The sequence below is a fragment of the Paenibacillus sp. FSL R5-0470 genome (assembly GCF_037975205.1).
GTDB lineage: Bacteria > Bacillota > Bacilli > Paenibacillales > Paenibacillaceae > Paenibacillus_AQ.
The window spans coordinates 6,484,629-6,506,704 of the sequence record NZ_CP150238.1 but is presented as its reverse complement, the minus strand read 5'-3'; the positions used below and the strand labels follow the sequence as shown (position 1 = coordinate 6,506,704).

Annotated in this window: 16 protein-coding genes; 11 read left to right on the top strand and 5 right to left on the bottom strand. The window is 44.3% G+C overall.

Going from position 1 to position 22,076, the window contains the following annotated elements; genetic code table 11:
- The first annotated feature begins 311 nt into the window (after positions 1-311).
- Entirely contained in the window at positions 312-1,094 is a 783-nt protein-coding gene (locus MKY99_RS28855; protein ID WP_339267695.1) for a hypothetical protein, read from the top strand.
- A gap of 73 nt (positions 1,095-1,167) precedes the next feature.
- Entirely contained in the window at positions 1,168-4,896 is a 3,729-nt protein-coding gene (locus MKY99_RS28850; RefSeq protein ID WP_339267694.1) for an S-layer homology domain-containing protein, read from the top strand.
- Positions 4,897-4,956: 60 nt separating this feature from the next.
- On the opposite strand, the gene MKY99_RS28845 is transcribed toward MKY99_RS28850, so the two are convergent.
- Positions 4,957-5,970, bottom strand: a complete 1,014-nt coding sequence (locus MKY99_RS28845) for an NAD(P)-dependent alcohol dehydrogenase (protein WP_042192608.1) — start codon at positions 5,968-5,970, stop codon at positions 4,957-4,959.
- Between the two features lie 114 nt (positions 5,971-6,084).
- Between MKY99_RS28845 and MKY99_RS28840 the strand changes: the two genes are divergently transcribed.
- The 4 genes from MKY99_RS28840 (at position 6,085) to MKY99_RS28825 (ending at position 11,374) form a co-directional block, all read left to right on the top strand.
- The gene (locus MKY99_RS28840) at positions 6,085-6,477 is read left to right on the top strand and encodes a helix-turn-helix domain-containing protein (RefSeq protein ID WP_339267692.1); all 393 of its coding nucleotides are present in this window, start codon (positions 6,085-6,087) and stop codon (positions 6,475-6,477) included.
- A gap of 201 nt (positions 6,478-6,678) precedes the next feature.
- Positions 6,679-7,479 carry an ABC transporter ATP-binding protein gene (locus tag MKY99_RS28835; RefSeq protein ID WP_339267690.1) on the top strand — a complete coding sequence of 267 codons (801 nt, stop codon included), beginning with the start codon at positions 6,679-6,681 and terminating at the stop codon, positions 7,477-7,479.
- Complete coding sequence (locus tag MKY99_RS28830; RefSeq protein WP_339267688.1) at positions 7,472-9,130, top strand: hypothetical protein; 1,659 nt, start codon at positions 7,472-7,474, stop codon at positions 9,128-9,130. Before MKY99_RS28835 ends, MKY99_RS28830 begins: the two co-directional genes overlap by 8 nt.
- 228 nt (positions 9,131-9,358) lie before the next feature.
- A complete protein-coding gene (locus MKY99_RS28825; RefSeq protein ID WP_042192600.1) occupies positions 9,359-11,374 on the top strand; it encodes an EAL domain-containing protein in 2,016 nt (671 codons plus the stop codon).
- Positions 11,375-11,469: 95 nt separating this feature from the next.
- On the opposite strand, the gene MKY99_RS28820 is transcribed toward MKY99_RS28825, so the two are convergent.
- A complete protein-coding gene (locus MKY99_RS28820; RefSeq protein WP_339267685.1) occupies positions 11,470-13,164 on the bottom strand; it encodes a methyl-accepting chemotaxis protein in 1,695 nt (564 codons plus the stop codon).
- A gap of 247 nt (positions 13,165-13,411) precedes the next feature.
- Here MKY99_RS28820 and MKY99_RS28815 point away from each other — a divergent pair, with 247 nt between their 5' ends.
- A complete protein-coding gene (locus MKY99_RS28815; RefSeq protein WP_339267683.1) occupies positions 13,412-13,843 on the top strand; it encodes a MarR family transcriptional regulator in 432 nt (143 codons plus the stop codon).
- A gap of 88 nt (positions 13,844-13,931) precedes the next feature.
- Here MKY99_RS28815 and MKY99_RS28810 read toward each other — a convergent pair whose 3' ends face one another.
- Entirely contained in the window at positions 13,932-15,791 is a 1,860-nt protein-coding gene (locus MKY99_RS28810; RefSeq protein WP_339267681.1) for an LTA synthase family protein, read from the bottom strand.
- A 283-nt stretch (positions 15,792-16,074) separates the two neighbouring features.
- Between MKY99_RS28810 and MKY99_RS28805 the strand changes: the two genes are divergently transcribed.
- Positions 16,075-18,381: a helicase C-terminal domain-containing protein gene (locus tag MKY99_RS28805; protein ID WP_339267679.1), complete on the top strand. Its 2,307-nt coding sequence runs from the start codon at positions 16,075-16,077 to the stop codon at positions 18,379-18,381.
- Between the two features lie 53 nt (positions 18,382-18,434).
- Positions 18,435-19,403: a Gfo/Idh/MocA family oxidoreductase gene (locus tag MKY99_RS28800; protein ID WP_042131437.1), complete on the top strand. Its 969-nt coding sequence runs from the start codon at positions 18,435-18,437 to the stop codon at positions 19,401-19,403.
- Between the two features lie 76 nt (positions 19,404-19,479).
- Here MKY99_RS28800 and MKY99_RS28795 read toward each other — a convergent pair whose 3' ends face one another.
- Both MKY99_RS28795 and MKY99_RS28790 read right to left on the bottom strand, forming a co-directional pair.
- Positions 19,480-20,163 carry a CidB/LrgB family autolysis modulator gene (locus MKY99_RS28795; protein ID WP_076285611.1) on the bottom strand — a complete coding sequence of 228 codons (684 nt, stop codon included), beginning with the start codon at positions 20,161-20,163 and terminating at the stop codon, positions 19,480-19,482.
- The gene (locus MKY99_RS28790; RefSeq protein ID WP_076285612.1) at positions 20,157-20,531 is read right to left on the bottom strand and encodes a CidA/LrgA family holin-like protein; all 375 of its coding nucleotides are present in this window, start codon (positions 20,529-20,531) and stop codon (positions 20,157-20,159) included. The genes MKY99_RS28795 and MKY99_RS28790 overlap by 7 nt, the downstream gene beginning before the upstream one ends.
- A 112-nt stretch (positions 20,532-20,643) precedes the next feature.
- On the opposite strand from MKY99_RS28790, the gene MKY99_RS28785 reads away from it, so the two are divergent.
- Positions 20,644-21,576 (top strand): LysR family transcriptional regulator, encoded by a 933-nt coding sequence (locus MKY99_RS28785; RefSeq protein ID WP_076285613.1) that lies wholly within the window; start codon positions 20,644-20,646, stop codon positions 21,574-21,576.
- A 112-nt stretch (positions 21,577-21,688) separates the two neighbouring features.
- Positions 21,689-21,928: an aspartyl-phosphate phosphatase Spo0E family protein gene (locus MKY99_RS28780; protein WP_076285614.1), complete on the top strand. Its 240-nt coding sequence runs from the start codon at positions 21,689-21,691 to the stop codon at positions 21,926-21,928.
- The last annotated feature ends 148 nt before the right edge of the window (positions 21,929-22,076 follow it).

The window sequence follows — 22,076 nt, the reverse complement described above, 5'->3', positions numbered from 1 at the left end:
TAAAAATAATCAATCCCGATAAAAACCATGTGAAAAATAAAAATTGATTGACAAGGCGCATCGCCATGAATAATATGGAACTTAATTACAAGCCAATTGGAATCGACTGGACAGCCGGAGATTCAACGAAAGACGCGTGTTTTGCGTCTCGTTGAGTCTCTTTTTTTTATTTTAGAGAAAGGAGAATTTAGGGGTTAAAGGTACAACGATGAAGTTAAGAAGCATGGATCTACTGGACAGCCAGAGATTCAACAGGTACGTAATACGTGCCGTGTTGGGTCTTATTTTATTTGAAAAGGATGGTACACATTATGAAAAAACTTACGATATCTTTGGTTGCTGCAACTGTTGTCTTTTCCGCACTGACGTATGCCGCAGTATCCGCTAATAAAAAGACAGCAGAGGCAGCACCCATTGAAGCAAGCAGTAATACAGCAGTATCCGTTTCAGCAGCAGCGGCACCTGTAGCTACTTCTGCAGCCGAAGTCGTTGTTCAGGCAGAAGCCACTCCGGCTCCTGTTACAGTAACGGTTCAGCCGGAATCTTCAGCTCCAGCAGTGGAGACTGTCTCCGCAAAAGCGACTGCTGCCCCAGACGCAACCGTTGATTCTGCGGAGAAAACTGTTGCCTCAGCAGCTCCAGCGGTGGGTGAAACTCAGCCTAAGGTGACCGCAGCTCCAGCCGCGGAGACCGCTAAGGTAGCTACAACTACAACCACGGTAGCTGCGACTGTCAAAACGCAAACTCAAGCAGCTACACCGGTTCCAACGGCTGCGCCTACGGCAGCTCCCAAAGCAATCGTAACTGCCAAAGCAGCTCAACCGACATCTGCTCCTGTCGTATCTGCTCAGCCTAAGGCCACTGCGGCTCCTGTAGTAACAGCAACGGAAGCACCTTCGAAATCGAAATCCATTACTTTCTCCACAACTGAGGTGGTTAAAGCGACAGCCGCTCCGGTCGTTGAGTCTGCCCAACCGAAGACATCGTCTTCTGCACCTGCATCATCCACGGTCAGCGCACCAGCAGCTGCTCCAGCGGAAACGGTTCAGGCACCCGCACCGGCACCAGCCGCTGAGGAAGAGGTTTGTCCTTGATGAGCGGCAGGCTCATTCAGGATTCCTTTCAGCCCATACATCACATAAACCTATTTAAGGCGAGGTGCACATAATGATACGACCATTAACCTTTAAAAAAATTCTAACGCTGCTGTTGGCAGCCTCCCTGCTAATTCTGCCTACTCAGGCAGGAAGAGCTTATGCAAATCCGGATAACGCAGAGGCGCTAACTTCTTCTGGCTCAAGTAGTGGTGTAAGCCACTTTGATTATTTCAGTCATGTCTATGACCGTCTGAATGATCCTAATCATGTATTTAAAACGGCAACCTATGAGGATATCGTTCACCTTTTTGAGAGTGAGGGCACTTACGCTGTTCTGGTTGGCGGCGCTTGGAGCGAGAATACACAGGCCGATATCGGCTTTATCAATGAAGTAGCTAAAGAATATGGCATCTCTACGATTTATAACTTTGATACTAAGCTGGACGGTGACACGCTCCAGATTGCAGACAGCAATAATAAATTTGCTTACAAATACGTTGACCTGGTAAACAAATATTTAAAGAATTTGAATCTGTCCTCGAAGGATATTCCAGAACGCAATGTTAGCTATACCAATAAAAACGGGGATGTCGTAACTGCTAATAAGATCGAATCTCCATTTCTCTTGGTATACAACAAGGATCACAAGGATGCACAAGGAAATATCGCTCCTGTTGTATCCTATCTGGATAAAAGCTACTCGTGGAATGAGTTCCTGACGAACGGAACACTTGATGCTACGAAGGTTAATACGTATAAAGCATCAGTAAGAGAGGTACTTAGTGCCGCTTCTGGGTATAACACGATCGATGAATCTGCTTATATCAAGGCGGCGTTTAACAAGAACTACGAGGGCGAAAATGAGGGCAAACCTACGATCTTCAACGAATCGGACGGTACGCTCGTGTATGAACATGTGACCTATCATCAGCTGAAGCAAATTTTGGCGAGTGATGGCAACTATGTGATTTTGTTAGGTGGATCATGGTGCCCTAACACGCAAGCGGTTATCAAATATATTAATGAGTATGCCAAAAAGCATAACCTCGATAAGGTCTACTTCTTCGATACGAAGCTCGACTCTGGGGTGACGGTTGCTGAACCAAGCAATAACAGCGGCACCAAGGGCAATGCCAATCCGCACAATAATAATGAGCTTCAGATTAGAACAACCAATCACCCATATGCGAAGTTGTATGTTGATCTGGTCCGTACTTATCTGACTAATATCAAGACCGAGAACAATACAGCAGCCAAACCATCTGTGATTAGTTATGTGAATGAGCTTGGAGATACTGTGATTGGAGATAGACTTCAGGTTCCATATCTGTTCACGTACAACAAGGATAACAAAGGTGCAGACGGCACTAATGCACCTATTCTAGGGCATATTGAGCTTATGTACAGCTGGACGAACATCCAACCGGATTACGTGCAGGCGAATTACCCTGTCGGAGCCAGATACACTAACACTACCACAGCTCTGGATAAGCTATTCTCTAAACTGGAAGCTGTACCGACTGGACTTACGGGTGTAGCACCAACCGCAGCAGACAGTAAGGATGGGCAAATCTTGGGCACAAGTTCAGCCTTGGAATATAAGCTGGCTGGAGATACGGCATATACGCCAATATCAGGATCAGCGATTACAGGGCTTGCGCCTGGTATTTATAAGGTAAGATATGCGGCTACATCAGGATATCAAGGTCCAACGAATGCAGCGGGACCAACGATCATTTCTTATAATGCTGGAGAAGACGTAAGTGTGGAGGTGCCTGCTTATATCCATCAACAAGCAGCTCCAACAGGTCTATTAGGGGTAGCTCCTACTTCTGAAGCTAACGATGATGGGCAAATTACGGGCTCAGCTGAAGGGCAGGAGTATAAGGGTGTTGGAGAAGCTGATTATAAGCCTGTAACAGGCGTAGCCATCACAGGTCTTACTCCGGGCTTTTATAATGTGAGATTTGCGGCAAAAGAAGGATACAGCGTAGGTAAAGATGCTACTGTTGAAGTTCCGGCCTATGGCGAGCAAGCAGCTCCTGTAGGGCTAGTGGGGGTGGCACCGACTACTGCAGCCAATAATGATGGCAAAATCACAGGGACTACGAAAGCGTTGGAGTATAAGCTATCAACAGTTACCGATTATGTCTACGCAACAGATGTAGAGATCGTTGGACTGGTACCGGGGACGTATCAGGTAAGATACGCAGCCAAAGAAGGATTTAATGCAGGCAGAGCAGCAGATGTGATTGTTCCAGTATTCACTGCAGAGCAAGCAGCGCCATCCGGTTTACAGGGGGTAGCACCTACCTCTACTGCGAACAATGATGGGAAAATTACAGGAACCACAACAGCCTTAGAATATAAGCTGTCCAGTGTGACTAATTATGTGTATGCACCAGATAAAGAGATTACAGGTCTAATACCAGGTACGTATCAAGTTCGATACGCAGCGAAAGAAGGTTATAAGGCGAGTCCAGTAACTAATATTATTGTCCCTGCTTATGTATCTATTTCAGACCCAGGAACAAGCGGGCCTGGCGGCAGCAATCCTGCGCCGAGCACGACCACACCAACACCAACAGCAAGCCCTCAACTGGTTGCTACAACAACAACCGGTAACACTGTGAATTTATCATCAACAGCAGCAACCAAAACGGATAAAACCACAGGAGTAACCACAGCAACAATCACGAAGGAAGCGGCTACCGAGCTTGTGAATCTTGCTAAAAAGGCAGAAGCGGATGGGAAGAAAGCCGTACTTGAAATTAAAGTAGCAGCTACTTCTGAAACCCAAACAGCCGAGCTTACGCTACCGAGAAGCATAATCAACGAGTTGGTCTCTGGTACAAAGGCCGAGATTACCATTCATTATGAGAATGTAGGTACGATTACGCTTGATGCCAAATCTTTGGCAAGTATTAGCGCAGCCTCGGATGCAGGGGACATTGTCATAACCATCGCTAAGGTTTCGTTAACGGCGGAAGGTAAGGCCGTTCTCGGGGATAGACCGGTTTATGATTTGTCGGTAAAAGCAGGTCAGAGTACCCTTTCCACCTTTGGTGGGGGCAGTGTCCATATCAGTGTGCCATATACACTGCAAGCAGGAGAACAGAAAGATGCGGTCATCGTATACCATATCAATACCAACGGAAGCTTGGAGAATGTACGCGGCAATTATAACGCTGCCAAGGGAACCGTAGATTTTGTTACCACACATTTCTCCCAATATATTATTGGATATAACAAGGTGAGCTTTGCGGATGTTTCAGAGACATCGTGGTATAGCAGTGCAGTAGGTTATCTTGCGGCACGCAGTATCACATCCGGTACGGATGCAGAGCATTACAGTCCGAATGCTGCAATAACTAGAGGGCAATTCATAGTCTTGCTCTTGAATGCTTATGGCATCACACCCGACGCTACCGCAACTGATAATTTTGCGGATGCGGGCAATACGTATTACACGAACTATCTCGCGACTGCTAAGCGCCTTGGGGTAGCCACGGGTTCTGGAGATAATCAATTCCAGCCAGAGGTTCAGATCACTAGACAGGAGCTATTTACACTCTTGTATCGCTCACTTGTAGCGCTAGGTGAACTGCCATCCGAGAAGAAGGCTGTAGCTCTTTCTGATTTTGGTGATGCAGGGGATATTGCTGGCTATGCACAGGAAGCCCTTCAGGCGCTGGTGGAAAGAGGTGTAGTAACCGGAGCGAATAGCAAGCTGAGTCCTAAAGAAGTTACTACAAGAGCGCAAGCGGCACAGGTCATTTATAATTTATTATCGAAATGATTGGCGGTAGCTGAATATAACAGTAGAACCCCCCTGCTTTTTTACAGGGGGGTTCTACTGTTAAAACTTAATGCAGATTTTTCCGAAGTGTGTACCCTTAGCCAAGTATTGCAATGCTTCAACAGATTGTTCAAATGGAAATACAGCGTCAATGATAGGGCGAAGTCCATTTTGTTCAACCGCACGGTTCATCGTCTCAAACATGTCACGGCTTCCGACATTGATGGCTTGAAGGCGTGCTTTTCTCAGAATTGCAGGGATGATTTCAAAGCCCTCGACTTGGAAGCCCGACAGACCGCCTACCAGACTGATCCTTCCACCCACCCGCAGCGCCACGATTGACTTATTTAATGTGGATGATCCACCGAGATCAACAATATGGTCTGCCCCGCGTCCCCCTGTCAGCTCAAGAACAGCCTTATCCCATTCAGGAGTCTTTAAATAATTGATACCAAAATCCGCTCCCAATCCCTTTGCACGCTTAAGCTTCTCATCGCTGCTTGATGTGATGATCACCTGTGCACCGTGAAGCTTGGCAAATTGAAGCGCGAATAGTGAAACTCCACCCGTTCCTTGTATCACTACAGTCTCTCCAGCCTTCACCTTTCCTTCTTCAACAATAGCATGCCAGGCTGTAACACCAGCACAAGGAAGTGTTGCCGCTTCTTCATCAGTTAATAGATCTGGAACACGAACCAATCCCTCCTCGGGAAGCACAACATATTCTGCAAGCAACCCATCAAGCGGACTTCCAAGTGAGCTCACCCAATTTTCTTGTGTAGGTTCTCCCGAAACCCAACTTTGAGTAAAAATACCGCTTACCCGGTCACCAATCTTAAATCTGGACGTATGCTCACCTAAGGCGACAACTTCACCAACACCGTCCGATACTGGAATTAATGGAGCGTTCAAAATCGGGTTATAAAAACCATCAATGACACCTAAATCTCTAGCGTTAAGGGAAACTGCCCGCATTTTTATACGAACTTCACCAGAACCAGGATTAGGAATTGGACGTTCGGCTACCTTCAGTTGATCGAGGCCAAATTCACTTTGGATTTCGTATACTTTCATGAGCAATCTCTCCTTCTTGAAGTGCATAGACATACAATAATCCATAAATTACACTTAAGTAAGGAGGCACTTTATAGTGTCCAGGGAACCAAAAAGTGCATGGGAGGACTTTATATGAACAATCCATTTTCGACGAATGCCGTAGAGCCTGATATCTCGTTATCGATTTGTGGGTACAGTAAGGTCCTTGATATTATCTCTAATAAATGGACAGCTTTGGTCATCTATGCCATGGAAGATGGAATCATTCGTTACAGTGATATCAGAAGACGAATCGAAGGCATCTCTAAAAAAATGCTAACTCAAACTTTGCGGCAACTGGAACGAGATGGGTTGGTAAAGCGTGAGATTACACCTTCAGTTCCACCCATCGTAGAGTATTCTCTAACACCCCTAGGGGTATCTTTACTTGAGCCTATGAGAGCGTTAAATCGGTGGACGAGTCAAAATTATGTATGGGTTGAAAAGGCCAGAGCTTCATATGATCAAGTGGATCAAACAGAATAATTTGTGTGGGATAGATCTCTACACTCTAAGGGGGAACCAATGGTTCTCCCTTTTGTGCTGAACAGGGCATTAGCATTCATAGATATAAGATTAGTGAGTTAAATTATGGAGCGGGATTCAGTTGAATGATACAATTATTGTAATTTTATGAAATAGTAATTTTTAACATCGTCAATTAGTCGCTAGAGAGGGGATTAGGATATGGGCCTTGCTGATGATCCAGTCATTGCGATTTCTGGTTTATGGATGAACTACACGGACCGAATGGTGCTAAAGGGCATTGACCTTAAGGTATACAGAGGACAAATTATTGGCTATATCGGCCCTAACGGGGCAGGAAAGAGTACAACTGTTAAGATTATGCTCGGTCTGGTAGAAGGCTACAACGGCAAAGTAGAGATTTTCGGTAGGGATATTGCTGATGGAGATGTTTCTTACAAAAAAAGAATAGGTTATGTGCCGGAGGTAGCCGAATTATATGATAGCCTCACCGCTAGGGAATATCTAACTTTTGTAGGTGAGCTGTATGGCATGAAGCGTAGTGATGTGGATTCCAAAGCTGGAAAATTAATGGCCTTGCTAGGTCTTGAGAAAGCTTATGATTCGCGAATCGCAACCTTCTCCAAAGGGATGAAACAAAAGGTACTGCTGATCTCCAGCATGCTTCATGATCCCGATATTCTGTTCCTAGATGAACCGTTGAGCGGTCTGGATGCCAATAGCGTAATGGTGGTAAAGGAGATTTTTGCATCTTTGGCGGCACGGGGCAAGACCATTTTCTATTCTTCACACATCATGGATGTAGTTGAGAAGATCAGTAGCCGGATTGTTTTGATCGATGGTGGTGATATCGTGGCGGATGGGAGCTTTGCTGAGCTAAGAGAGAAAGGCCGCGAAGGGTCGCTTGAGGATATTTTTAATAAACTAACTGGATTTGATAAATACCGTGATATTGCTGGGGAATTTGTTGCGGTCATGCAAGAGGGATATTCTCATGACTGATTTCTATGTGCTGAAGCTTCTGGATAAGCTGCGAGGTGGGTTTAGCCGAATCGGAGTTGATTATGATGTGATGCGGAGTATTCTGCAGGTCAAACTGACGATGGACGGAAGAAGAACACCGACAGTGCTCGCTGGAATGCAGAAGAAGGAGGAGAAGAAAGAGGGCTCGCCGCTGCGGGTGCAATGGATTTATTTACTTTTTGGCGTCATGTTAATTCCTCTTATGATGTTAACGGGGAACTATATGCTGCAGATGAGTCTAGTGTTTGGTGTAGTGATGTTTATGATTACGACCACACTGATCTCTGATTTCTCTTCCGTGATGCTTGATCTTCGGGACAAAAACATACTGGCTTCAAAGCCAGTGAACCGCCGTACCTTGAACATGGCGAAGAGCATCCACATTCTCATTTATTTATTTTCAGTGACGCTGACCTTGACCGGACCTTCGCTGATTTTGTGCCTGTTCAAACAGGGAGTACTATTTTTTCTAATATATGCTGTTGAGATCATTCTGATGGACTGCTTTATCCTCGTCATTACGGCGCTGCTTTATTTATTGATTATGAAGTTTTTCGACGGGGAGAAGCTCAAAGATATTATTAATTATGTACAGATCATTTTGACTATAGGGATTACAGTAGGGTATCAGCTCGTTGTTAGACTGTTCGATATTGCTGAATTGAGCCTCTCTTTTAAGCCGGCATGGTGGCAGTATTTGATTTCTCCGATTTGGTTCGCGGCTCCATTTGAGATGTTGATTGGCGGGGCGAGAGATACACACTTCGTGGTGCTTTCAGTGCTAGCTTTAGTAATTCCGGTTCTGCTGATTGTGGCTTATATTAAGCTGATGCCTTTATTCGAAAAGAGCTTACAGAAGCTTTCAGAGCAAGGGAACGTTGGCAAAAGTAACGCCCAAATGGTGGACTGGTTGTCGAAAGTAACTTGTAAGAACCCGGTAGAGGGCATGTTTTTTCGTTTTAGCTGGTCAATGATGAAGAATGAGCGTGACTTCAAGTTAAAGGTATATCCGGCAATCGGTTATTCCATTGTCTTCCCGTTCATTTTTATATTTGGGATATTTTGGGATGGTAATGCATCGTCTATCAAGGATTCGAACACATACCTGATGATTTATTTCGGTGCGACGTTACTTCAGACGGTTGTTCTAATGCTAAGATACTCTGCGGGTTATAAAGGCTCTTGGATTTATAAGCTGATTCCTCTGCCAAACACCGCACCCATCTATCGTGGAATGCTTAAGGCAGCGATAGTTCGCCTGCTATTACCTTTATTCGCTATAGAAGCGATAGTGTATCTTTGGTTGTTTGGGCTGCGGATTGTGCCAGACTTGGTAGTCGTGCTGTTTGCAATGCTGATCTATGCGGTCATTTGTTTCCGTTCTTATCCTCCGGTACTACCTTTCTCAGAACGATATGAGGCAGCTAAACAGAAGGATTACACCGCAAACTCCTTTGGGTTGTTATTTTTGCTGATGGGGATGGCAGGTATTCATTATCTCTTCACTTTGTTTACGGGTGGAGTTTATATCTACCTGTTGGTTCTGGTAGTTTTGAATCTATGGATATGGCGAATTACCTTTCCAAAAAATGTATCATCAACAGGTCGTGGTTCAAGTTTTCCGGGTTGAGTGATTGTGTCAAGTATGGACATTTTTCGCGTAATAAAAAAGGGTATAAATTCCAGTATTTACTTAGACAATCTTCTGAATACAGAGTAGAATACATCTAAAGTTTCTTTTTATGGATAACCTATAATCTTTACGCACTCTTCCATATCTGATATTCGTGTACTGATTTTTTACTTGAGAAATACGCTGAGCGATTACGGGATTCAAAACCGGTGAAGAGGTTAACTAATGGATAAAATGGGAATCCACTTTAATGTTTGGATTGTTTTACTATCATTTGTGCTAGCGGCGACAGTTACTTATTCTGCACTAAATCTGATTTCGCAAGTTTCGCGTTCTACTGGCAAAATCCGACGTCTGTGGTTGATCTCGGGAGCTTGTGTGTTAGGCTGCGGTATATGGGCAATACATTATGTTGGGATAATGGCGAATCGCTTTCCGGCGGAGGTCAATTATTATCCAGGCAGATCTATAATATCACTATTAGTTGGTGTGTTATTCTGCTATTTGGCATTCCGGATCACATCTGTTCCTCAGTTAAAGATATGGAATTTAGTAGTAGGTGGTATTCTCTTGGGAAGCGGCTTTTCGGCTATGCATTATATCGGAATGTCTTCTATGAAGATTGCGACGAGGATTCATTATGATATATGGATTCAAGCCGTTGCTGTAATTCTGGTTTTGGTTTCGTCTTATATCGGATTATTGATGTTTCAAAAGTTTAAAGAATGCGCAGGGTTTCAGCGATGGAAGCTATACTCGGCGTTGTTTATCGGATTTTCAGTTACCGGATTGCATTACACAAGTGTAAAGGCTTGTCATTTTGAATATAACAACTTACCTGGAAGCAAACCTTTTTTTGTAGAGACTGATGTTATACTGTTAATGGCATTTTCGCTGGCAGCGCTACTTATGCTCGCAGTTTCTGCTGGCGCCGTATTTCTGGATCGCCATGTGCTTGAACGAATGGCTTATCAAGATCCGCTAACAGAGCTGCCGAATCGACATGGACTAGAACGCTATTTTAAAGATGAATTTTTTGAAAGCAGATCTGGTGCTGTTTTTATTGTAGATCTAGATCGCTTTAAGTCGATTAATGATACGCTGGGACATGATATAGGTGATATGTTACTACAGGAGGTCGCTGTTAGATTAATTCGTTCTGTAGGGGATAAAGGAAAGATCTTCCGTTTAGGCGGTGACGAATTCCTGATTGCTCTTCCAGATTGCACGCTGGAGGGTGCGCAGGAAGAAGCAGGGCATATTATGCATGAACTTAAGGAATTCTATCGTATTCAGGGCAATGAGCTATATGTTACTGCAAGTGTTGGAATCAGTATGACTCCTATGCATGGGACTGATCGCTCAGCGCTAATGAAGGCTGCGGATACGGCTCTTTATACCTCTAAGGATTCAGGTAAGAATAAATGCAGTGTGTTCGACCAGGAAGTAAATCGCCATCAGTTACGGCGGATGTCGCTAGAGAAGGATCTTCGAAAAGCTTTGGCTCGTTCTGAGTTTATGGTTGTGTATCAGCCGAAATGGGATTCATATATGAATGTTACGGTGGGTCTTGAAGCGCTGCTGCGCTGGAGACACCCAGAGCATGGGATCATTTCGCCAGCGGAATTCATTCCTATTGCAGAGGAGACTGGACTGATCGTTCCGATTACCTATTGGATGCTACATGATGTGTGTAGCCAGAACAGGTTCTGGCATAAGGAAGAGATAGCTAACGTACCGGTCTCTATTAATATGTCCGCACGGATGTTTGAGGATGGGAGTCTATACGATGTTGTAGCGGAAGCACTCACATGTGCAGAATTAGAGCCACACTTTCTCGAACTGGAGATTACAGAGTCCATTGCGATGCATAACATGAAAGAGACGGTTGCACAGCTGTCTAGACTTCGATTGCTTGGGGTAAGAGTATCGCTGGATGACTTTGGGACAGGCTTCTCCTCCCTTGGTAATTTGGATGAAATCCCAGTGAACACACTCAAGATTGACCAAGTATTTATTCGTAACAGCAAGATGCACTCCAAGAAAGCTATTATCAGCAATATTATTGCGATTGCGACTCATCTTAATATGGAAGTCGTGGCAGAAGGTGTGGAGACACCAGAGCAGATTGAATTGCTGAAATCACTGGGTTGTAGAGTCATGCAGGGTTATTATTACGGTCGGCCGATGCCTGTACATGAGCTGGGTGAGTGGTTTATAGCGAATACGGCAGCGTCGTGATCTCAATACATAGAAGAGGGGCTAGCGACCAAGCAGAATTTCTCTGCTTGGTCGCTAGCCCCTTTAAGTTTAAGAACTTACATGAATAAGAAGAATTATACTTTGAAACGTTCAATTAGAATCTGTAGCTTCTCAGCTAGCGAGGACAGGAAACCTGCAGCTGACTCCACTTCTTCCATGGCTGCAAGCTGCTCTTGTGAGGAGGCGGATAATGTTTCCGCACCGCTTGCTGTCTGATTAGCGACGTCTACAATATTCTGTAGAGTAGTAACGAGACCATCGGAGATGGAGGCTAGCTCGCGGACTGTTCCGGAAATCTGCTGACTTTGTGAAGCCATCCCAGAGACAGACATCTCAATCTCGGAGAAGGATTGACCTGCCGTTACGATTAATTCCCGGCCTTGATCCATCTCTTCTGTAGAGCGCTTCATGGTTTCTCCTGCTTGGTCCATCTGATTTACGATGATGCTTACGAGTTGTCCGATTTGAGCAGCAGATTGGGCGGATCGCTCGGCAAGCTTGCGTACGGATTGTGCAACTACCGCAAAGCCTCTTCCCTCTTCTCCGGCTCTTGCAGCTTCAATGGCTGCATTCAGCGACAGCAAATTGGTTTCTTCTGCGATGCTCGCAATCGTGCCCACAATATTCTCAATTTCCTTGGAGTAGCCACCCAAGGTCTCAATAATGACAGCTAAATCAGTGATGCTGTCACTGACGATGCTCATCTGTTGTGTAGTAGAGTCCATTGCTTCTCGACCTGTGCGAGCCTTTTCGGCGTTACTGGTAGCATTATTCATTGCATTATCAGCATTTCCTGCAATCTCTGTAATGAAGTGTGACAAGTCTTGTACAGATCTATATCCACCCTCCAAATTTTGCAATTGTGTATTAGCTCCATCGGCAAGTTCAATCGAAACGTTGACACTGTACTCACCAGCACGGTTAGTTTCCTGTGCACTGGCAGAGAGCTCTTCGGATGAAGACGCCACCTGCATGGAGGTTTCATTAACTTCGGTAATGAGCATGCGCAAGCTCTGCGTCATGCCGTTGAAATTTCGAGCTAGTGTACCAATCTCATCCTTGCTGTTGAATGAAATAGGATCATGAGTAAGATCACCCTGTGCAACAAGATTTACGCCTCTGGATAGCTTTGTTAGTGGACTTACCATTCGGCGGATTAAGAGATATGCTGCCACAATAGCAATAACTAGAATGGAAGTTCCGATAATAAAAGGCTGAACAATGATGTCTCGGGTCCGTTCTTGAATTAATGGGCCATCGAAGTTAATAGCCATTAGAGCAACTATAGGCTTGGACGGATCATGATCCTGATAGATGGGGCCGTAACCCGTCTTAAGTGAGGTACCTTCGTATGTATAAACCTTGGAGTAAGCGGAATGCTTAGATTTAGTGATCAATTGCTTCTCTTCATCTGAGAAATAAAAAGTGTCGCCTGCTTTATAACCTCTTGCTTTGAAGCTTGAATCTGCGGCGAGGATCTTTCCGTCTAGCGATAAAATGAACGCCTCTTTAAAAATAGCCTTATGTGCCACAATCCAACCGATCCGGTCTTCGACAGCCTCCAATTTGCTTTGATCTCCTGCAATTAACGCGGTAATATCTGATGGGTCAATCAGCCCGGTTGTAATATTGGCACATCCTACCAATTCGATACCTGCTGCTTCATCTACTTGCTTATACGCAGTACGGTATCCGAAGAACCCGATGGATGATCCAACAAGAAGTAACACGATGAACATCATCCAAGTTAATTTAGTTGCCAATTTCATTCTTTGCACCAACCTTGACAAAATATGTTTTCGGAGACAATCGCTCTCACTGCTACGATTATAGCGTATCGTTAAGCCTATGACCTTACATAGAATATAGTATTTTTGTGTCGGATATTGTAAAATGGTGGAAAAAATATGGAAATAAACGTGATTATGAAATCTTTAGTAGACAAAAGCATTGAATCCTGACCAGTTCTAGTGGTACGCTTGTGTTATTAAAAACGGATTGGGAGTTGAAACAAGGATGCCGCATCAATTAGATCCGTTAATAGAGCGTCTTGGATTATCCATGTGGAGAGTACAGCGTAAGATCATGTCTCAAAGGACTTTGCATAAAGAACTCGGACTTACCGTACCTCAGATGGGTCTGTTAAATATAGTAGCGAAAGAGAAAAAGTCGCGGGTGGTACAACTGGCGGAGTCTATGGAGGTCAAATCCAGTGCCATTACCGTGATGCTCGATCGCCTGGAAGCGCTGGGTTTTATTAAGCGTGAGACGGATGGATCGGACCGGAGAGCGGTTGTGGTGACGATCACCGAGCAAGGTCAGCAAATACTTGAAGAAGGACATTTCCGTTCAAAACAGCTGCTTGCTGAGCATTTATCTATACTGAAGCCGGATGAGCTGCAAAAGTTTGCGGAGTACTACCGTATGATCGAGGATCAGGAACGGTAAATCTCTAGCTTTAGCTTATAGATACAGAAAGAAGGCCACCTTCTCCGGAGAGAAGGTGGCCTTCTTTGAAATATAATAATGATAAGTTCTAAGGTTCAATTGGTTTGTCTGGCAGCTGCGTAATGTAACTATGGGAAAGCTGTAGAAGTCTCAATGCTCGGTTGTATTCATCCTCAGTAGCAGCCGGTGCTTTTCCATTATAAATAGGGTATTGGGTATTATCTTCAAAGCTGTTACCCGGAATAAGCAGTCCTGAGCTGGAAATGAAAGATCCAGAAGGTAAATAATATCTTTCTGGCAGCAAATTATAAGTCTGACTGAGTAGATCTTGACCGAAAACTAGGTTATTCTCTAATGAAATTCCAAGAAGACCAGCAGCAGTTGGCATAATATCCACTTCGCCACCGACTTGCTCTAAGGTCTGTGATGCTGTGCTGTCTCCTGCATGAATGAGCAGAGGAATGTTTAACATATCCGCATAGGAATATTCATGACCATAAATTTCAGTCATTAATTGCTTATCATCATGATCGAGAGAATAAATAGGCAGTCCCATATGGTCTCCATAAATCATGATCACGCTGTTATCCCATACGCCATTCGCTTTAAGCTCTTCTACGAAATGTCCGAAGGCATCATCCGCATAGTTCTGGGAACGGATATAGTCACCCACAAAAGTACCTTCGTAACGCTCTGGTAGCTTCATGCGGTATTTTTCCTCAGGAATTGTGAATGGATGATGCGCTGACATCGAAATGATCTGAGCGTAGAAGGGTTGACCCTCGTTGCTCATTTCTTTCAGTTTGTCAGCAGTTTTACTATAGAGCGTATCATCAGAAGCACCAAAGAAGAAAACATCATCTTCACCAAAGAATGAGCGATCATAATAATGATCGAAGCCCAGTGAGTCATACAGCTCACCACGGTTCCAGAACTCTACGACATTGGTGTGGAAGGTTGCGGTCTGATACCCATTGTCTTTAAGCAAGCGTGGCAGACTTGGGAGCACCTTATCCACATAGGACATCGTTGCCGCACCACGTGGAGGGATGTAGGCGGATGTGTTCACTACGAATTCTGCATCCGACGTATTCCCTTGACCTACCATTTGATAGAAATTAGGGAAGTAAAGACTATCCTTCATTACCTTGTTCAGGTTCGGTGTAATCTCTTGCCCGTCTAGCTCAAGACCCAGCAAGAAGTTCTGGAAGGATTCCAATTGAATGATAATAAGATTTTTGCCTTTAGCCGTGCCATGAAGTGGAGAACTAACCGCAGTATTAATCCCCTTCACATTGTTGATGGCATCTTGTGTAATGTCACTTGATTGCACAAGCTCTGGTTCTTCTTTTGCAAAGATCGTATAGGCTTCGTAGTTAAGAATACCCATCTCCTGAGCTTTCTTAATTTCGTTCATACTAGCCTTATTAGGCAAAATGTTAAACAAGCATAAACCAAGTGAGACTGCGAATAGAACACTATATTTTATTTTTCCGTTACGACGGTTGATATTCTCTTTTTTATAGACACGGCCTTTCTTATTAAAGAAGAAATAGCCTCCTAGGACAATTATATCTGTAAAGATTAATAGGTAGTAAGGATCCATAAGTGAGAATACGCTGTTGCTGACAGCTGTGACTTGATTCACCTGTTCTGCGGCATGGTAAGTTACAATGACACCATAATATTTAAAATACATAATGGCTGCGAAAAAGATGGCTGTTACTAATAAATTGACTGTCATGTAATATCCAAGCTTTCGTTTGGAGGCGAACCGCTCAATAATACAGAAGAGCGCCCAGGCAAAAGGGATTTCTGTCAGTAATGATTTCCAAGGCAGCACATCATCAAAAATGACTCCCCAAGCCAGAAATGCTTTTAGGATAAAAAGTATTGTGAAAAACACAAAAGGTTTAATGATCCAACGTTTAATATTAAAGGATGACACAGCTTCCCCCTCTTTCTACATGATAAAACGCCATTTCTCAAACAGGACGAAACAGCACCAAGACAAAATGACTCCATAGTAATAAAATTTATTATGCAGGGCTAGCAGAAGAAAGTCAAAAACCGAAAGCGTAAGTATAAGCTTTGTGGAGTGCGTAAAGTTAAACACGCATAGGTGAAAGATGATGTTTATGCTATCCCATGGGGTTATACAGTGATTAAAGGACCGAAATAGACATTGGGAACAAAAAGGATATATGGATAATTAAAGGAGGTGAGAAAAGTTGGATCATACTGTAACCCTATCCGTTAGAACTCTCGTCGAGTATGTTTTTCGCAGCGGTAGTATTGAGCCTGGATTTCATGGTACTTCCTCTATGGTTGAAGGAACACGAATTCATCAGAAAATCCAAAAGCAATATAAGGAAGGTGACCTCAAGGAGGTCTATCTGAAAACAGAGATCCCTTATGGTAGCATACTCTATATTGTAGATGGGCGCTGTGATGGACTGCTTGTTTCGGAGGATGGGAGCCTAATCGTCGAAGAAATCAAATCAACCTCCGGACTGCTGGATATGCTGGAAGAGGGACATGAGGTTCATTGGGCTCAGGCGCTGATGTACGCATATATGGTATCGCTGGAGCAGGAGCTTTCTTCTATTCAAGTAAAGCTTACCTATGTCCACCGGGCTACTGATGAGCAAAAAAGCTTGTACCGAACGTTGTCTTTAGATGAACTGATCTCATTTGCTAATGATACCGTAGCCAGATATGCTCCGTACGCTGAGATGATGGTTCGTCATGATGCTAAGAAAGAGCAGAGCCTTCGAGAGTTACAATTCCCGTTTCCTTCTTATCGAAAGGGACAACGGCATTTTGCCGGAGCGGTGTACAAATCCATTGTAGAAAAGGTCAGTCTGTTCGCTCAGGCGCCCACAGGCATCGGAAAAACAATGTCGACGCTGTTCCCGGTCCTTAAAGCAATGGGCGAAGGACAAGCTAAAGGATTGTTCTATTTAACGGCTAAGACGGTTACCCGTTTTGCCGCGCAGGAAGCAATCTCGTTACTGCTGACGCAGGGACTTCAGCTGCATGTCATCACACTTACTGCTAAAGAGAAGACCTGTTTTCATGATGAAGGGATTTGCGGTAAGGATTCCTGTCCCTATGCGGAAGGCTATTATGATCGGATTAATGATGCGGTAATGGATCTGTTAGAGTATGAGACACTGATGAGCAGAGACACCCTAGCACTGTATGCTCACAAACATAAAGTGTGCCCGTTTGAGTTCTCGCTGGATGCAGCCTATGCCTGTGATGCGGTGATCTGCGATTACAATTATATATATGATCCTCGGATCAGCCTGAAACGGCTAACAGAGGAGAGAAAGAGAGAAACGGTGCTTCTGGTAGATGAAGCACATAATCTGGTAGACCGGGGACGAGAGATGTTCTCTGCCTCTTTGCTGAAGGCCCCCTTTCTAGAAATCCAGCGTCAGTACAAGGAAGTAAACCGTAATTTGAGTACTGCAGCTAAATCGGTGAATGCTTTTTTCATCTCCCTTCGCAAAATTTGTAATGAAGAGGGGCAAGGGCAGTGGGCTTCGTTCCCGGAGGAGCTGCCAGCCTTGCTTGAGATATTTTCTTTGGAGGCAGAACAGGAACTTATTCACCCGAGTGCCAGCATTGTTCCTCAGAATGGAGAAGGAGAGAATGTTCTTCTGGATACCTATTTTGCAGTTCAAGGGATGCTTCGCACCTTTAAGACCTATGATGAACGCTACATAACCTATGCTGAGGTTCGGCGCGGCGATGTGTACTTGAAGTTATTTAATTTGGATCCATCGCATTTACTCCGACAAATGTCTAAGAGCTTTCGAAGTCAGATTCTGTTCTCTGCTACGCTTTCTCCATCATCGTATTATCGGGATATGATTGGTGCGGTGGAGGAAGATTACAGTTTAACGGTCTCATCTCCTTTTCAGAAGGAGCAGTGGGAGGTGACCGTGCTGCCTGTCTCCACACGTTATCATGACCGGGAAGCTTCTCTCATCCCGTTAACTCAGGCATTGAATCAAATGGTTTCAAAGAAGGGCAATTATCTGGTTTTTTTTCCTTCATATCTCTATTTACAAAACGTATATCAGGCCTTTACGGAGAATTACCCCGAAGTATGGACTTTGATGCAGGATACAGGCATGAGTGAGCAGGCTAGAGAAAATTTTTTAGCAGCATTTAGTCCAGATAATGACGAGACACTGTTAGGATTTGCTGTACTCGGAGGGATCTTTTCGGAAGGTGTAGATCTGCCAGGAGACCGTCTTAACGGGGTAATGGTTGTTGGTGTTGGCCTACCGCAGCTTGGTCTTGAGCGTAATTTACTGCGTCAGTATTTTAATGCCCGAGGTAAAAACGGCTTTGATTATGCTTATGTCTACCCGGGAATGTGCAAGGTATTGCAAGCTGGAGGCAGACTGATTCGAAGTGAAACAGATACAGGCATTATTGTGCTTGCGGATGATCGCTTTTTGCAGAGTCCTTATATGCATTTGCTTCCCGAAGAATGGAGAGATTATCTTATCCGCTCATAAGAGCGTATAATCTATGAAAAGGTATTCATAATCAATCGGCAGGAGGAAAAAGAATGACATTAAAAGTGGGTATTGTGGGTACGGGTTGGTTCTCTAAGGTACATGCTGATTTACTGGCAGAGATGGATGATGTCCGTTTGCAGGCGGTCTGCGGAAGCAGTAAGGCTAAAGGCGAAGATATGGCACGTCCATACGATGCTGCTGGATATGGTGATATTACGGAAATGCTGGATGCTGAGAAGCTCGATGCTGTTTATATTTGTGTGCCTCCACAATCTCATGGTGCGATCGAACGATCATTAATCAAGAGAGATATTCCCTTTTTTATAGAAAAACCGCTTAGTATGACTACTGAAATTCCCGCAAGCCTACTTCAGGATATCAAAGAACATAATTTGTTAACCTCGGTAGGATATCATTTCCGCTATCAGGAGAACATTAAACGTCTGAAAGAAACTTTGCGTGGTGACAAGGTCGGTATGATTATGGGGCAATGGATGGGCGGCATGCCAGGCGTAGCTTGGTGGCGTGATCAGAAGCAATCCGGAGGACAATTCACAGAGCAGACTACACATATCGTCGATTTAGTGCGCTATCTAGCGGGAGAAGTAAAGGAAGTCTACGGTATGTTCGGAAACCGGATTATGCATGAACAGCATGAAGGTGTGAGCGTTGCAGATGTAGGCACCGTATCCCTGAAACTTGAAAATGGAATTATTGCTAATATTTCAAATACATGCGTTTTACCTGATGAGGTGGGAAGTGTAGGTCTTAGCTTCTATAATGATCGGGGACTTTTGGACTGGAACCCGGATCGTCTCTTGGAAGTGCGAAGCGGCAATAGTACCGAATTTGAGAATACAGGAAACCCATATTTAGTAGAAAGTGAAGCCTTCATACATGCTGTACGGACGGGGGATCGCTCGCGCATTTTATGCGACTATGAGGATGGATACAAAACCCTAAAAGTCACCTGTGCAGCCTACGATTCAGCGCAAAGCGGATTGCCCGTTAAGTTCTAGGGTTTGATTCATAGAAAAAGGACATGCTACTTTAGATGTACTAAAGAGACATGCCCTTGGCCCAAGCTGGGTTAGCCTAGTGGAGGAATATCGCGAGCAAAGCTGGCGCCACACCTATAGATAACAGCGCGGACAGAATCATCGCAATACTGGAGATGGTTCCGGTCAGTGAACTAAGCTCGAAGGCTTTAGATGTTCCTGTACCATGTGCAGCGGTTCCCAGCGATACACCGCGCGCAATTTCATTCTCAATGCGGAAGATGCGAAGTACAGTAGGGCCCATCATTGTACCCAGTATCCCGGTAATAATGACGAAGACTGCCGTAATACTTGGTACACCGCCGATACTTTGCGAGATGCTCATAGCGATCGGTGTAGTTACCGAACGTGGGACCAGACTAGCTGCCAGATCGCCGCTAACATGCAGCCATTTGGCGAGCAGAATGGAAGAGATCACCGCAACTATCGTCCCTGACAGCACGCCTGCCGCAATTTCGGCGGCGTGCTTTTTGAGTACCTTGAAGTTCTTATGCAAAGGGATGGCAAAGGCCATGGTTGCTGGTTGCAGCAAATTCGTCAGCCATTTTCCTCCCGCATTGTATGAGTCATAAGTAATGCCTGTTATAAGCAGAAAGATGATCATAATCACTGGTGTGATGATTAATGGAGAGGTGTAGACTTTACCAGTAGAAGCATAGATACGTTTCGCGAGTAAATACACCGCGACCGTGAGAGCAAAGAATAACAGAGCGTTTAACATGATCCTTTCCGCTCCTTCGCTTTATAAATTCTACTGGTAAGTAATCCTGAACTAGCCATCACAACAAATGTGCCTAAGACGACAACGGCAAGAATGCGTAATCCATCCGTTTCCAGAATATTAGCGTATTTCATTACACCTATAGCAGATGGAATGAAGAACAGCAGGAGCTCGGCGAGTAGCCAAGAAGCACCAACTTCTACCCAATTCAGACGAATGACACCGAACTCAAGCAGGAGAAACAATATAATCATTCCGAGTATGCTTCCGGGAATAGGGATATGCAATAATGGGGTCACAGCATTGATAAGTAAAGAGAATAACATAAGTCCCGCTACCTGCAGCAAGCCTATAACAATCTTTTTCATAAGGCTTCGCTCCTTTCATGATAATGAAAGTTTACATCAATTGTTTTCATAGGTAAAATGAATAGATCGAATAAATGACATTCCTTTTGTCTATGGATTAGGGGGCGCATAAATGGATATCCGACAATTAGAATATTTCGTTCAAGCGGCACGAATGAAAAGCTTTACCAGAGCTGCTGAATCATTATATATAACACAGCCCACGATCAGTAAAATGATTCGGAATATGGAGGTCGAACTGGAGGCGGACTTGTTCTATCGTGAAGGGAAGAGTGTAAGGCTTACAGACGCAGGGGAAATTTTGTTCACCAAAGCGCAAAATATCGTGGAGTCTTTCGCTAGCCTGTCTTCCGAACTGGATAACTTACGAAATCTGGAGCAGGGCCACATCCGCATCGGCCTGCCTCCAATGGTAGGAGCGAGCTTTTTTCCATCGGTGATTGGTCAATTTCATAAACGTTATCCGCAGGTTACGATTCGTCTTCATGAGGATGGGGCCAAAAAAGTGGAGGAAGATGTAGAAACGGGACTGCTGGACATTGGAATGGTCGTATTGCCTGTAGATACAGCCAAACTTCATTGTTTTACCTTTGTTGAAGAGAAGCTGAATCTTATTTTGCCTATGGGACATCGGCTGGCCGAGGCAGAGCTTGTTCCGCTAAGTGAGCTGGCAGAAGAGGAGTTCGTGCTATTTCGAGAGGATTTCACGCTGCACGATCGGATTATTACGGAATGTGTAAAAGCTGGATTTCAGCCGAAGGTTATATATGAGAGTTCACAATGGGATTTAATCAGCAAGATGGTAGCCGCAGGAATGGGAATCGCATTATTGCCGGAAACCATTTGCCGTGACATGGATCGCTCACGATTGGTAGTCATTCCCTTGACAGAACCGGTAATTCCTTGGCAGATCGCTATGGCTTGGCGTAGAGACCGTTATTTATCATTCGCAGCACGTGAATGGATTTCTTTTGCAAAGGGACTATTGAGAGAACAGTATCCAAATGAGCTTCCCTATGAGCCTATAGAACATCCGAATAAATAGCTATTTTATTTTTTGTGGATGTTCTGCAAATTTTTCTTTTTTTTTGAAAATATGTTTTTTGGTATCATGGATTATGATAGGAAGAGATGTTGATAGAGAGAAGGAGAGAGTTGTGACACTATATCAAGGTTCTTCCGAGAAAGCTTATAGAAGAGACTACAGAGAAGATGAGCTGTTTGTGACTATAGAGAGCCTTAGATGCGAATTGCTGGAAGTCGCGGAGCAACGGAGTCTTAGTGACCATGCTGTCCTAGAGCTAAGCGAGCGATTGGACGGTTATATTTTGCTGGCACAACATAAGATGATGGAGAACTTGCGCAGTCGCAAGGCAAGTGCAACAGCTTGCTGCTGAAGCTCAAAAGCCGCTATTACAATAAATTAAACTCGATACATCCATAGAATTACACTATTACAAAGATCCAACCGATAAAGAGGAGAGAAATACGCTCCTCTTTTTGTCGTACAATCTATAAGTTGTACAATCCATAACTTTCACCTAT

Excerpts from the sequence above, each read along its gene's own strand:
- MKY99_RS28815 (WP_339267683.1), top strand. The coding sequence starts at position 13,412 with ATGCCGCATCAATTAGATCCGTTAATAGAGCGTCTTGGATTATCCATG.
- MKY99_RS28825 (WP_042192600.1), top strand. The coding sequence starts at position 9,359 with ATGGATAAAATGGGAATCCACTTTAATGTTTGGATTGTTTTACTATCA.
- MKY99_RS28785 (WP_076285613.1), top strand. The coding sequence starts at position 20,644 with ATGGATATCCGACAATTAGAATATTTCGTTCAAGCGGCACGAATGAAA.
- MKY99_RS28835 (WP_339267690.1), top strand. The coding sequence starts at position 6,679 with ATGGGCCTTGCTGATGATCCAGTCATTGCGATTTCTGGTTTATGGATG.
- MKY99_RS28820 (WP_339267685.1), bottom strand. The coding sequence starts at position 13,164 with ATGAAATTGGCAACTAAATTAACTTGGATGATGTTCATCGTGTTACTT.
- MKY99_RS28840 (WP_339267692.1), top strand. The coding sequence starts at position 6,085 with ATGAACAATCCATTTTCGACGAATGCCGTAGAGCCTGATATCTCGTTA.
- MKY99_RS28850 (WP_339267694.1), top strand. The coding sequence starts at position 1,168 with ATGATACGACCATTAACCTTTAAAAAAATTCTAACGCTGCTGTTGGCA.
- MKY99_RS28790 (WP_076285612.1), bottom strand. The coding sequence starts at position 20,531 with ATGAAAAAGATTGTTATAGGCTTGCTGCAGGTAGCGGGACTTATGTTA.
- MKY99_RS28795 (WP_076285611.1), bottom strand. The coding sequence starts at position 20,163 with ATGTTAAACGCTCTGTTATTCTTTGCTCTCACGGTCGCGGTGTATTTA.
- MKY99_RS28800 (WP_042131437.1), top strand. The coding sequence starts at position 18,435 with ATGACATTAAAAGTGGGTATTGTGGGTACGGGTTGGTTCTCTAAGGTA.
- MKY99_RS28830 (WP_339267688.1), top strand. The coding sequence starts at position 7,472 with ATGACTGATTTCTATGTGCTGAAGCTTCTGGATAAGCTGCGAGGTGGG.
- MKY99_RS28855 (WP_339267695.1), top strand. The coding sequence starts at position 312 with ATGAAAAAACTTACGATATCTTTGGTTGCTGCAACTGTTGTCTTTTCC.
- MKY99_RS28845 (WP_042192608.1), bottom strand. The coding sequence starts at position 5,970 with ATGAAAGTATACGAAATCCAAAGTGAATTTGGCCTCGATCAACTGAAG.